The organism is Dietzia sp. DQ11-38-2 (assembly GCF_014145055.1).
In the GTDB taxonomy this organism is placed as follows: Bacteria; Actinomycetota; Actinomycetes; order Mycobacteriales; family Mycobacteriaceae; genus Dietzia.
Map to the genome: position 1 here is coordinate 1 of NZ_JAALDW010000100.1, position 12,078 is coordinate 12,078.

A 12,078-nucleotide genomic window follows, 5' to 3' on the forward strand; every position below is an offset into this window, starting at 1 on the left:
GCTCCTCCGCCATCGGCTACTACGGCGCCGACTGCGGTGATCGGACCCTCACCGAGGAGACCGGCCCGGGTTCCGGGCCCCTGGCCGAGATCGTGGCCGAATGGGAGGCGGCCTGCGAGCCCGCCCGCCGATCCCGCGCCCGCGTGGTGACCATGCGCACCGGCCTCGTCCTGTCCGGAGCGGGTGGTCTGTTGCCTCCCCTGGCCGCCATCACCCGGACGGGCCTCGGTGGCCGATTAGGTTCTGGGCGGCAGTGGATGTCCTGGATCGCGCTCGACGACCTCACCGACATCTACCTCCGTGCCGTCGTCGACCCCACACTGGTCGGGACCCTCAACGCAGTGGCGCCGCAGCCGGTCACCAATTCGCAGTTCACCCGTGTCCTGGGGTCGGTGCTCCGCCGTCCCACCGTGGTCCCGGTCCCCGGGTTCGCGCCCGGTCTGCTGCTGGGCAGTCGTGGCTCGGACGAGCTCGCGCTGGCGGACCAGAAGGTCGACCCGGTGGTCCTGCGCGATCTCGCACATCCGTTCCGCTATCCCGCCCTCGGGGCCGCGCTGGCCCATGAACTGGGCGGGGAGAAGGTGCCCACCTCACTCTGAGGCGGACCGACCCTCCGAGGCGACCCGGCGTTCCGAGACCGCTCAGCGCTGCAGGATCATCGGGACCAGGGCCCGCCGCGCCAGCTCCCGGATCTCCTCCTCGGTCTCGAGGACCGGCGGCCCGTCCGGCATCACGGCGATGGAGTGGAGGAAGCGACCCACGACGCTCCCGACCTCGCGGGACAGGGTGTCGAACTCGTCCGCGTCCATCGGGCGGGTGTGCACATCGGCGTTCCAGGTGCTCCGGATGAAATCGGCGACGATCTCGGTGATGGCACCGAGGACCGAGTCGGACTGTCCGGCGAGCATCGCCATGGCCTCGAGCTTGTCCACCTCGACGATGCGCTGCAGGATCTCGCTTCTCCGGATGTCGAAGACGGTGCCGACGAGAAGGTCCTCGACGTGTCTGACGGGGTCCCACTCGAGGGACTCGAACGGGGTGAACCGCGCGATGACCGACATCATCAGGCGCTGTGCCTCGTGGGCGTACAGGGCACGGAGGATCTGTTCGCGGGGACCGAGCCGGCGATACAGGGTCACCCTCGTCACCCCGGCCGCTCGGGCGATGTCGTCGGTGCTCGCGCCCTTGATGCCGCGCTCGGCGATGACCGAGGCCGCCGCCTCGATCAGACGGATGTCCTCCTCATCGGGTGGCTGGGCGCCACCGCGTCCACTGTTACGTGCCACACAGGCATGTTACTTCCAGTGGTCGTGGCGGCGCCCGGAACCCGGCCGGATCCGTTCAGGGACGGTCTCGGCCGCTCTCGTCGAGCGGGTATCCGCCTTGGTGCAGGTCGGTGTCGAGCCCCGCGGCGGGGTCGATACCGGTGGGTTGACCCGGCTGCGCCCCCTGCGGCCCGGAGAGGGCGGGCGTGTCGTCGGGGGCGGCCCCGCCCTCGGACTCCGGCACCATGTCGAACACGCCCGGCTTGGGCTTGGCCTTGCGCGGCTCCTCGTCCATGACCGAGGTCGTCCCCTTGGCGGCGGCCTCCGCGGCGGCCACGGAGCGGGCGATCTCCGGGTCGGTGGACGTGTCGAACCACTCGTCGGGCGCGGACGGCAGATCCGCATCCGTGTCGACGTCCGCGGGCTCGTAGCGGAAGACCCCGTCGTCGTCCTTCTTGGCCACGGCCTTGGCGAAGTTCTCGAGCGAATCGCCGAACTGCGACGGGATCATCCACATCGTCGCGGCATCGCCCTTGGCCATCTCCGGCAGATTCTGCACGTACTGGTAGGCGAGCATCTCCGGGGTGGGCTTCGAGGCCTTGACCGCCGCGTTGACGCGGGCGATGGCCGCGGCCTGACCCTCGGCCACGAGGTACCGGGCGGCCCGCTCACCCTGGGCCCGCAGCATGCGCGACTGGCGGTCGGCCTCGGCGGACAGGATCGCGGCCTGCTTGTTGCCCTCGGCGTCGAGGATGGCGGCCTGCTTGGCGCCCTGCGCGGTGGTGATTGCGGCTTCGCGCTGACCTTCGGCGGTGAGGATGGTCGCGCGCTTCTCGCGGTCCGCACGCATCTGCTTCTCCATCGAGTCCTGGATGGAGGGCGGCGGATCGATCGACCGCAGCTCGACCCGGGCCACCCGCAGGCCCCATCGTCCGGTCTCCGAGTCCAGCACCCCGCGCAGCTGCTTGTTGATCATGTCGCGGCTGGTCAGGGTCTGCTCGAGGGTGAGGCCACCCACGACGTTGCGCAGGGTGGTGGTGGCGAGCTGCTCCACGGCGATGATGTAGTTGTTGATCTCGTAGACCGCCGACTTCGGGTCGGTGACCTGGAAGTAGACGACCGTGTCGATGCTCAGCGTGAGGTTGTCCTCGGTGATCATCGACTGGGGCGGGAAGGTCACGACGCGCTCGCGGAGGTCCACCTTGGCGCGCACGCGGTCGATGAACGGGATGATCAGTGTCAGCTGGCCGCTCGCGGTCCGTTGATATCGCCCGAGCCGCTCGATGACCGCGGCCTCCGCCTGCGGTATGAGCTTCACGGAACTCACCACCACCGAGGCGATCAGGATGACGATGACGGCGAGGAAGATCAAGCCTTCCATGGTTTCCTCCAATTGTGTCGTGGTGTCGGCTGTGTGTCTGACCCGCGTGCTCTAGAGTCCACGCACGACGATCGCGGTGGCCCCGTCGATCTCATGTACGAGGACCTTGTCCCCGGCGTCGAACGTCTCGCCCTCGATGAGCGGGCGTGCCGTCCACGTGTCACCGGCGATCTCGACCAGACCGCCGGACGGCCCGATCGACTCGATCACGGTGCCGTCGCGTCCGGTCAGGGCAGCGGTGTTGGTGTCGTGCTCGGGGAGCGCGGCCAGCATGCGGCGGCGGACGAGGGGTCGCACACCCGCGACGAGGATGATCGAGACGAGGGCGAAGGCCAGGGCCTGTCCCCATATCGGGGCGCCGAGTGCGGCGGCCGCCGCCCCGCCGAGTGCGCCCCCGGCGAGCATGATGAGGAAGAGTTCGCCCCCCGCCGCCTCACCGGCGGCGAGCAACACCGCTACTGCGAGCCAGACAAGTCCTCCATGCATGCCTACGACCCTACCGACATCCGCCGGTCGGCAGGGGGGACGTCGTCTCGCGGTCGGACTACGCTGAGTCGACGTGTCGACTCTGCAGAAGTTCGCGTGGTTGTCGGTGGCCACGTCGATCGTCACCATCGCGCTGAAGATGGCGGCCTGGTGGGTGACCGGGTCGGTCGGCCTGCTCTCGGACGCGGCCGAGTCGGTGGTCAACCTGGTGGCCTCGGTGGTGGCGTTGATCGCCATCACGGTCGCGGAGCGCCCGGCCGACGACGACCATCAGTACGGCCACTCCAAGGCCGAGTACTTCTCCGCCGGGGTCGAGGGCGCGATGATCTTCGTCGCCTCGACGTTCATCCTCTACACGGGCGTCGAGCGCCTGATCAATCCGGTGCCGATCGAGTCACTCGGGTTGGGTCTCGCGATCTCGGTCGTGGCCGCGGTGGTCAACGGCGTCGTCGGCGCCCTGTTGATCCGGGCGGGGACACGGCATCGGTCACCCACCCTGAAGGCTGACGGAAAACACCTGATGACAGACGTCGTGACCTCGGTCGGTGTGGTGATCGGCGTGGCACTGGTGTGGATCACCGGGTGGGAGTTCCTCGATCCGATCGTCGCGCTCGCGGTGGGGCTCAACATCCTGTTCATCGGGTACAAGCTGGTCCACGAATCCGGCATGGGGCTGATGGACGCGACACTGCCCGACGAGGACAACCGGGCGATCCAGGAGGTGCTGGACAGGCATCGGCAGCCCGGCCGGGTCGACTTCCACGAGCTGCGGACACGCGAATCCGGCAGGTGGAGGTTCGTCGAGTTCCACGCGCTCGTCCCCGGTGACTGGAGTGTGGATCAGGGCCACGACCTCGTCGAGACGGTCGAGCAGGAGATCCACGCCGCGCTTCCGCATTCCCACATCACCACCCACCTCGAACCGATCGAGGACGAGCGGGCCTACAACGACGTGAGGTTGTAGCCGTGGGCCACCCCGTCATGTTCGACGACTCCGATCCACTGCTCGCCCGGGTTCGTCGCATCTGCCTGGCCCTTCCGGATGCTGCGGAGAAGATCTCGCACGGGCGACCGAACTGGTACACGACCAGGGTCTTCGCCACCTACGGCGGCGCCGTGAAGGGCGAGCATTCGGGGTCTCGACTCGATCGCGCCCTGCTGTTCCTCCCCGATCCCGAAGACCTGCCGGCCCTCGACCTGGACGAGCGCTTCGTGGTGCCCGCCTACGTGGGGGTCCGGGGATGGCGGGCGTTGCCACTGGACCGGCCCGGGGCGGGGGCGGGGCATCCCGGCACTGTGGACTGGGACGAGGTCGCCGAGTTGGTCGAATCCTCGTATCGGCAACTCGCCGGCGCCAGGAGGGTCGCCAGACTGGATGATCTGCGGCGCCAGGCCGACCGGGACGATCACTAGGCGGGTTACCGCACGGTCCGCTCCGAGGCGACGTCGTCGATGAGCAGCGCGATGTGGAGCATGCTGGTGAGCAGCGAACCGTAGACCGGCCAGGAGTCCCGGGGCAGTCGGCCGTCCTCCGCCATGGAGTGCGTCAACCCGATCAGCCTGTCGTGGATGGAGTCCATCTCGGCGTCGGGATCGGCGATCGCCCGGCCGGCGTCCCGCGCGATCGAGGCCCACTCGCTGCGGAAACGCTCGTCCCATGGCCCCTCGGTGTAGGTGGCCTCGTGGAGGGTCCGGATCAGGTGCCTCATGTGCGAGACGGCCTCGTCGACGCGGCTCAGCACCTCCGCGTAGTCGACGCTCTCGCCGACCTGCCGTGCGCCACCGAGGCGTCGCCGGATCAGACGGGGGTTCGAGCGTCGGCTCTCCCGGGCGAAGTTCACCGTCCCCCACGCCGTCTCGACCTCCTCGGACACCGACTCGATCTCGCGACGCCACGCGTCGGCGTTGTCGGTCTCCCATGAGGTGGAGAACTCATCGGCCATGTCGATGAGGATGTCGCCGAGCCGGCGGTCGATGCTGTCCACGTGGCTGGACGCCTGCTGGTCGCGCACCGGGGGGATGATCAGCAGATTGACCAGTACCCCGATCCCCACCCCGACGGCGACCTCGAGGATGCGGTCGAGCAGGAGGGGCTGCTGATCGGAGAATCCGCTGGAGAGCACGAACACCGCCGTGGTGGCGATCGCCACCCCCTCGTCCCTGATCCAGGTGATCCGGGCTCCGGCCAGCCCCACGAACATCGCCAGCGCGAAGGTCCACACACTGACGCCCAGGTAATAGCCGATGAGGAAGGACATCCCGACACCGATCGCGGACGCCACAGTCGTCTGTACTCCGCGGGACAATGACCGGTGGACCGTGGCGTGCACGGTGAGCAGCGCGGTCCAGGGCGCCAGGAACGGCAGGGGTGAGTTGAGCACGTGCGCCGACAGCCACCACGCGGCGGTGGCGGCGATCACACTCTTGACGATCTGCAGGAGATCGGTCGTGACGTCGGGCCGGCCCGCGAGTTCTCGGAGTCGTCGCATACCGAGCATTCTCGTGGCTCTCCGGGAGGGACGACACCGCACCCCCGGAGGTCACCGCGCGGCAGCGCGCTCTGCCCTAGGGTCGGAGCTGTCACGAAGGACGGCGGTGCCGTCCGGCGCCCTCGGAAGGACCCATGGACCCCCTCGATTCCCACCTCCTGTCGGCGGCGACGGTCGAACTCGGCCCGGACACGCGGCTCACGCTGCTCGCCGCCGGGCTGATCTTCCTGCTGGCCCTGGGGCTGGGGGTGTGGAAATACCGGCAGATGGCGACGAGCGCCGACCACCTCGCGCACCCGTACGTCGACATCGCGCACCGGGCGGCCCTGCTGTACTCCTTCGCGACGCTGCTCATCGCCGTGTTCGTGGAGCTGAGTAGTTGGCCGACCTGGGTCAACCTCGCCGCGGCCGGGGTCCTGGTGTTCTTCTTCGTCGTGGCGATCGCCAGCTACATCGTGCACGGAGCCCTGAAGGACACGACCAACCAGTTCGACGGTGCCTCGGCTGCGACGCACGTCGGCATGGTGGCACTCATCGTGGGTGAGATGGGCGGGTTCGCGGTACTGCTGGCCGGCTTCGTCGACGGCCAGTTCCTGAGCTGAGACGGGGGTGCGGACGCGCGCGGTTAGACTCGTCCCATGCCGACGCGCCCCCGTTCCGAGCCCGGCCGGCAGAGGAAGGACTCGACGAGGATGCCGAGGAGGAGACCGTCCGGGAGCATGGACCTGGGCACCCGGGCACTGGTGCTGGGGGCGGGTTCCCTCGCGCTGTCCTGGGTTCCCCTGCTCAACATCATCGCGTTCCTCGCCGCGTTGATGGCGGTGGCGTTCGGGCTGCTCGCGCGATGGCCCACGGGGTGGCTCACCAACGAGGAACCCGACCCTCGGCGGGGGTTGGCCGGCGTCGTCCTCGGCGGGATCGCGATCGTGGTCTTCGTCATCACGGTGGTGCGGTACTCGGCGCTCTAGTCCCGCCGACCGGACAGGCGCCCGGACCGTGGCGTCGGCGCCGCTCCCGGACCGCACTCAGTGCCTGTTGGACACCACCCAGCCGAGCGCCGTGCGCATCCGACGCGCGAACCTCCCGGGGTGCGTCGCGCAGGCCGCGTGACCGGCGCTGATCGGGAACACCGCGCTGTGCGGCAGGAGATCGGCCATCTCGTCCTGGATCCACCGGGGGAAGGCGATGTCGCGCATGGTCTTGATGATCGCGACCGGGAGGTCAAGTTCGTGGAGCCACGACGTGGAGTTGAACCGGGCCACTTCCGCGATCACGGTCCGGTGGGTGGCGAGGGGCACGGAGGCCAGTTCGCGTATCGCCCAGGTGTAGGCGCCGGGCACCTCGTCGTCGATCTGTCTGGCCACCTCGACGGGTACGGCGTTGAGGGCGGGCGCCCCGCGCGTCAACGAGCCGAGCGTGATCCTCTCCAGGGCGTTGCGCTGGGCGCCCGTCCCGGTCGCGGCCAGCACCAGACCCCCGAGCCGGGACGGGTCCCGCCGGGCCGTGAGTTGGGCGACGATCCCGCCCATCGAGTACCCGCCGATGACCGGCCGGTCCAGCTCCAGGTGGTCGGCCACCCGGAGTACGTCCTCGCTCAGGGAGTCGAAGTCGAACCGGCCACCGTCGCCCATGCCGTGGCGCCGCTGATCGTAGGTGATGAGCCGGTACTCCCCCTGCAGGCGTTGAAAGGTCTGGTACCAGTTGAGCATTCCGGTGGCCGCCATCCCGTGCAGCAGTACCACCGGGGTCAGGTGATCCTCACCCGTGTCGTAGAGCCTGGTGGTGACGTCGTCGGTGAGGGTGACGATCCTCCCGGCCGGGAGCCGGCCCACGTCCGGCGCCATCCGCGGAAGCCGCGCCGCCGACCTGGGGAGCGACGACAGCAGATTCCTGGTCATGGGTCTCCTCCTCGGGTGCCTCCCCCGATTGTTCGCCACCTCGCCGCCGGATGCACGGACCGGCGACGGTCACTCCACGGAGACGAGTCCCTGTTCCACCAGGAAATCCCTCGCGACCAGTGCCGGATCGTCGCCGTCGACGTCGACCCGCATGTTGAGGTCGACCATCACGTCGTTGTCGAGGACCTCGATGAGCGGCGCGAGAACCTGCTCGATCTCCGGGTGCGCGTCCAGGAACTCGCCCCGGACCACCGTCGCGAGGTTGTAGACGGGGAAGAAGCGACGGTCGTCCTCCAGGACCACCAGGTCGAGTCCCTTGATCCGGCCGTCGGTGGTGTAGACCTCCCCGAACCGGCATTCCCGGCCGGTGGCGGTGGCCTGGTAGATGATCCCGGGCTGCATGATCGGCACGGGGACCGTGGCGGCGTCGAAGCCGTAGGCCTCGGCCAGGCCCGGCCAGCCGTCGCGTCTCACGGAGAATTCGGTCTCCATGCAGGTCACGGCCGACTCCGGATCGGTCTGGACGAGCCGGGCGTAGTCGGAGAACGTGCGGACGCCCGTCTCCTGCGCGGTGTCCCGGTTCAGGGCGAACGAATAGGTGTTGTCGACGGTGGTCGGGGGTAGCCACCGGATGTCGTGGGCCTCGAGGTCGGCGTCCCGGACCGCGACCCACTGCGCTTCGGGGTCGCGGACCGGTTCGGAGTTGCCGAGGTAGCTCATCCACGCGGTGCCCGTGTACTCCATCCCGATGTCGACCTGGCCGGTGACCAGGGCCTGCCGGAAACTGTTGGACCCGGCCAGCGAGGACATGTCGGAGACCTCCATCCCGGCGGCCGCCAGGAGGAACTCCACCAGATAGCTGCTGATCACGCCCTCGGTGAAGTCCTTGCCGCCGACCGTCACGCGAACCCCTTCGAGCGCGGGGACGGTCCCGTCCGGCCCGGGGCCCACGGGCAGCGGTACGGACCCGCCGTCGCTCAGCCCACACCCGGTCGCCACGAGCACGGTGGCCAGGCACGAGGCGAGGAGTCGCTTCACGGTGGTCATCGCAGCCCCCTCGGGTTGAACAGGACCTCGCCCACCCCGCCGAGCCAGTCGACCAGCAGGGCCAGGCACACCGCCAGGACGGAACCCACCACGAGGGTGGTGGTGTCCTGGAGGCGGTAACCGGTGTCGATGAAGATCCCCAGTCCGCCCGCGTCCACCAGGAAGCTCAGCGTGGCGGTGCCGACCGCCAGTACCAGCGTGGTCCGGAGCCCGGCCAGGATGAACGGCACCGCCAGCGGCAGCTCGACGGTGCGCAGGACCCGTCGTGAGGTCATGCCCTGCCCGCGCGCCGCGTCGATCAGCGCCGGATCCACGTTCCGGATGCCCACGATCGTGTTGCGCAGCACCGGGAGCAGTGAGTAGACGGCCACGGGAAGGACACCGATCCAGAAGCCGGTGCGGTTGGTGGCGAGGAAGAGCAGCACGATCAGGCCGATCGCCGGCGCCGCCTGGCCGATGTTGGCGATCCCGATGGCGACGGGCGCGAGGAAACCCATCCGGCGGCGGGTGAGCAGGATCCCCAACGGCACCCCCACCGCGACGACGATCGCGGCCACGGTGAAGGTGATCTGGACGTGCTCCAGGGTGCGTTGGGTGATGGACGAGGCGTTCAGCGAGGCCCGCTGGGTCTCGTCGAGCTCGGTCCCGAAGGCCCACCACAGCACGCCCACCGCGGCCAGGGTGATGACGATCGGCTGCACCACCAACCGTGCCGAATCTGCGCGGGACCCCGCCCGGGACCCCGCGCGGGAGGCGGAGTCGGTCGTCGCGGCGCTCACGAGCGCTCCACGGTGTCCGTGGGGCCTGTGGGCTCCGGGGAGCCAGGGTCGTTGTGGTGGTGGTGGATGCGCCGGAGCTCCGCCACCAGGTCGTCGATCCCGATCGTCCCCCGGTACGCGCCTGACCGGTCCACCACCACGGTGGTCGCGTTGGCGGTCGAGAGCAGTCCGTCGAGCGCTTCCTGGAGCGTCGAGTCGACCGTGACGGTTCCCGTCACCGGCTGACCACCCGAACGCAGGTCCGGCATCCCGGCCACCAGGTCACCCCGGACCCAGCGCAGGGGGCGCCCGTCGTCGGCGAGCACCACCGCCCACTCGTCGTCGGTCCCGCGGACGCGGGCGGCGAAGTCCGAGGGAGCCTCCGACTCCCTCGCCGTCGTCGCCCCCGCCAGGTCCACGTCCCCCACCCGCCGGAGGGTGAGGGTCTTGAGCGCGGCGTCGTCGCCGATGAACCCGGCGACGGTCTCGTCCGCCGGATTGGCGAGGATCGCCTCGGGGGAGTCGAACTGGAGGACCGAGGAACCGGGACCGAGCACGGCGATCCGATCGCCCAGCCGGACGGCCTCGTTGAAGTCGTGGGTGACAAAGACGATGGTCTTGTGCAGATCCTCCTGCAGGCGGATGAGTTCGTCCTGGAGCGAGGCGCGGGTGATGGGGTCCACGGCGCCGAACGGTTCGTCCATGAGCAGCACCGGGGGGTCGGCGGCCAGCGCGCGTGCCACCCCGACGCGCTGTTGCTGGCCGCCGGAGAGCTGTGCGGGATAGCGGTCGCGGTAATCGGCGGGGTCCAGGCCCACCAGTTCCAGCATCTGGTCCACGCGGTCGGAGATGCGCGATCTCCTCCACCTGAGCAACCGGGGCACGGTCCCCACGTTCTGGGCGACCGTCATGTGCGGGAACAGGCCGGACGCCTGGATCGCGTAGCCGATGTGGCGTCGGAGGGTGTCGGCGTCGAGGGTCCGGTTGTCCCGGCCGTCGATCGTGATGGTGCCCGAGGACGGCTCGATGAGGCGGTTGATCATCCGCATCGTGGTGGTCTTGCCGCAGCCGGACGGCCCCACGAACACGGTGGTGCGCCCGGCGGGGAGCTCGAGCGAGACGTGGTCGACGGCGGGCCGTTCCTGGCCGGGGTAGATCTTGGTGACGTCGTCCAGGGCGATGGGCACGCCGGACACTGCGCCGGACTCGTGTGCGGCGGGTGTGGTCACTGGTTCCCCCTGATGGTCAGGCGCCCGAGTAGGACGAGGAGCGCGTCGAGGACGAGCGCGAGGACGACGATGAGGACGGTCGCGGTGAGCGCCATCGGCAGGGCGGTGGGCGTCCCCACCCGGGAGAGCCCGGCGAAGATCAGGTTGCCCAACCCGGGTCCCTTGGCATACGCGGCGATGGCGAGGATGCCCATGGACATCTGGGTGGACACACGGATCCCGGCGAGGATCGACGGCCACGCCAGCGGGATCTCCACCCGGCCCAGGACTCCCATCCGGCTCATCCCCACCCCGCGCGCCGCATCGACCGTCGCGGCGGGGACGGCGTCGAGCCCGACGATGGTGTTGCGCAGGATCGGCAGCACCGCGTAGATGACCAGCGCCGTCATGGTGGGCAGGACACCCAGGCCCAGGATGGGGATGAGCAGTCCCAGCAGGGCGAACGAGGGCACGGTCAGGGCGGTGGCGGCCAGGCCGGTGGCCACCGCGGACCCGGCCCTGCTGCGGTACACCGCCACACCGACCGCGACCGACAGCAGTGTGGCGAGCAGGACCGCCTGCACGGTCGCGCTGACGTGCTGCCACGAATCCGTGGCGAGTTGGAGCCGGCGGGTGGAGATGAAGTCCACGAGGTCGTTCAACGTCTCTCGGCTCCGTCCGTGCGGTTCGGTCTGCTCACGTTATCCGGACGGGTGGCGGTGGAGGGGTGGGAACGAGGATCTCGCGTCGCGAACGGGTGTGCGACCGGTGGCCGTGATGCACCATGGGGCCATGACTGCCAGGCCCGACCGACCACTGGACCCCGACCTGATCGAGCATCTCGACGAGCTGCTCGCCGCCACCGGCAGGATCGCCCGCCGACACTTCCACGGTGAGCTCCAGGATCTGGTCGCCGAGGACAAGGGCGGCGACCGGGGGTACGACCCGGTGACCGAGGCCGACCGGGACATCGAGGCGTTGCTGCGTGCCGGGATCTCGTCGATGGCGCCGGGGGACCGGGTGGTGGGCGAGGAGAACGGCGAGTCCGGCCCCTCCGACGCCTCGCGCACCTGGTACCTCGACCCGATAGACGGCACCAAGGCCTTCATGACGGGCATGGCCGGGTGGGGCACGCTGGTCGGAGTGGTGGAGAACGGCCGCGCGGTGGCGGGGTGGATGGACCAGCCGGTGTTGGGGGAGACCTTCTCCGCGGTCCACGGCCGGGCGACCGTGCGTCGCCGGTCGGACGGTCCGGAGGCCTTCGACCTCCACGCCTCCGGGTGCGACGAGCTGTCCGAGGCGATCATGTACACCACGCACCCGTCGATGTTCGGAGACCAGGGCGGGTTGCGACGGCGCTACGACGACCTCGCCTCGCGGGTCCGCCTGCAACGCTTCGGCGGGGACTGCTACGCCTACTGCATGCTGGCCGCGGGCCGGGTGGACCTCGTGGTCGAGTCGGATCTGAATCCCTACGACATCGTGGCGCTCATCCCGATCGTCGAGGCGGCGGGCGGTGTGATCACCGGCCCGGACGGGCGGCAGC

At 69.7% G+C, this 12,078-nt stretch carries 15 protein-coding genes; 6 read left to right on the forward strand and 9 right to left on the reverse strand.

The features are described from left to right. A partial coding sequence (locus G6026_RS03920; protein ID WP_182612313.1) for a DUF1731 domain-containing protein occupies window positions 1-599 on the forward strand: 599 nt, incomplete at its 5' end. Between the two features lie 42 nt (window positions 600-641). Here G6026_RS03920 and G6026_RS03925 read toward each other — a convergent pair. From G6026_RS03925 to G6026_RS03935, 3 genes are read right to left on the reverse strand one after another with little or no spacing between them, the layout of a single operon-like run. Continuing rightward, a complete protein-coding gene (locus G6026_RS03925; RefSeq protein WP_107757561.1) occupies window positions 642-1,286 on the reverse strand; it encodes a TetR/AcrR family transcriptional regulator in 645 nt (214 codons plus the stop codon). 55 nt (window positions 1,287-1,341) lie between these two features. After that, window positions 1,342-2,646 (reverse strand): SPFH domain-containing protein, encoded by a 1,305-nt coding sequence (locus G6026_RS03930; protein ID WP_107757560.1) that lies wholly within the window; start codon window positions 2,644-2,646, stop codon window positions 1,342-1,344. Window positions 2,647-2,697: 51 nt separating this feature from the next. Then, on the reverse strand, window positions 2,698-3,132 hold the full coding sequence (locus tag G6026_RS03935; RefSeq protein WP_107757559.1) for an NfeD family protein: 435 nt from the start codon (window positions 3,130-3,132) through the stop codon (window positions 2,698-2,700). 73 nt (window positions 3,133-3,205) lie between these two features. Between G6026_RS03935 and G6026_RS03940 the strand changes: the two genes are divergently transcribed. Together G6026_RS03940 and G6026_RS03945 are read left to right on the forward strand one after the other, a co-directional pair. Continuing rightward, window positions 3,206-4,096: a cation diffusion facilitator family transporter gene (locus G6026_RS03940; protein ID WP_182612314.1), complete on the forward strand. Its 891-nt coding sequence runs from the start codon at window positions 3,206-3,208 to the stop codon at window positions 4,094-4,096. A gap of 2 nt (window positions 4,097-4,098) precedes the next feature. Continuing rightward, entirely contained in the window at window positions 4,099-4,545 is a 447-nt protein-coding gene (locus tag G6026_RS03945) for an MmcQ/YjbR family DNA-binding protein (protein WP_182612315.1), read from the forward strand. Window positions 4,546-4,550: 5 nt separating this feature from the next. Here the strand turns inward: G6026_RS03945 and G6026_RS03950 are convergent, their stop codons facing one another. Beyond that, window positions 4,551-5,621 (reverse strand): aromatic acid exporter family protein, encoded by a 1,071-nt coding sequence (locus G6026_RS03950; protein WP_107757556.1) that lies wholly within the window; start codon window positions 5,619-5,621, stop codon window positions 4,551-4,553. Window positions 5,622-5,755: 134 nt separating this feature from the next. Between G6026_RS03950 and G6026_RS03955 the strand changes: the two genes are divergently transcribed. Together G6026_RS03955 and G6026_RS03960 are read left to right on the forward strand one after the other, a co-directional pair. Beyond that, entirely contained in the window at window positions 5,756-6,223 is a 468-nt protein-coding gene (locus tag G6026_RS03955; RefSeq protein WP_182612316.1) for a hypothetical protein, read from the forward strand. A 117-nt stretch (window positions 6,224-6,340) separates the two neighbouring features. Continuing rightward, on the forward strand, window positions 6,341-6,589 hold the full coding sequence (locus G6026_RS03960; RefSeq protein ID WP_182612317.1) for a hypothetical protein: 249 nt from the start codon (window positions 6,341-6,343) through the stop codon (window positions 6,587-6,589). A 57-nt stretch (window positions 6,590-6,646) separates the two neighbouring features. Here the strand turns inward: G6026_RS03960 and G6026_RS03965 are convergent, their stop codons facing one another. The 5 genes from G6026_RS03965 to G6026_RS03985 form a co-directional block, all read right to left on the reverse strand. Further along, a complete protein-coding gene (locus G6026_RS03965) occupies window positions 6,647-7,519 on the reverse strand; it encodes an alpha/beta hydrolase (protein WP_228548886.1) in 873 nt (290 codons plus the stop codon). A gap of 69 nt (window positions 7,520-7,588) precedes the next feature. After that, window positions 7,589-8,566, reverse strand: coding sequence for a glycine betaine ABC transporter substrate-binding protein (locus G6026_RS03970; protein ID WP_107757553.1), 978 nt, complete (start codon window positions 8,564-8,566; stop codon window positions 7,589-7,591). Next, window positions 8,563-9,345: an ABC transporter permease gene (locus tag G6026_RS03975; RefSeq protein ID WP_107757552.1), complete on the reverse strand. Its 783-nt coding sequence runs from the start codon at window positions 9,343-9,345 to the stop codon at window positions 8,563-8,565. The genes G6026_RS03970 and G6026_RS03975 overlap by 4 nt, the downstream gene beginning before the upstream one ends. Further along, window positions 9,342-10,553, reverse strand: a complete 1,212-nt coding sequence (locus tag G6026_RS03980; RefSeq protein ID WP_182612318.1) for an ATP-binding cassette domain-containing protein — start codon at window positions 10,551-10,553, stop codon at window positions 9,342-9,344. The genes G6026_RS03975 and G6026_RS03980 overlap by 4 nt, the downstream gene beginning before the upstream one ends. Beyond that, window positions 10,550-11,194 carry an ABC transporter permease gene (locus G6026_RS03985; protein ID WP_107757550.1) on the reverse strand — a complete coding sequence of 215 codons (645 nt, stop codon included), beginning with the start codon at window positions 11,192-11,194 and terminating at the stop codon, window positions 10,550-10,552. Before G6026_RS03985 ends, G6026_RS03980 begins: the two co-directional genes overlap by 4 nt. A 130-nt stretch (window positions 11,195-11,324) precedes the next feature. Here G6026_RS03985 and G6026_RS03990 point away from each other — a divergent pair. Beyond that, window positions 11,325-12,078 (forward strand): inositol monophosphatase family protein (locus tag G6026_RS03990; protein ID WP_182612319.1); only part of this gene is annotated, 754 nt, incomplete at its 3' end.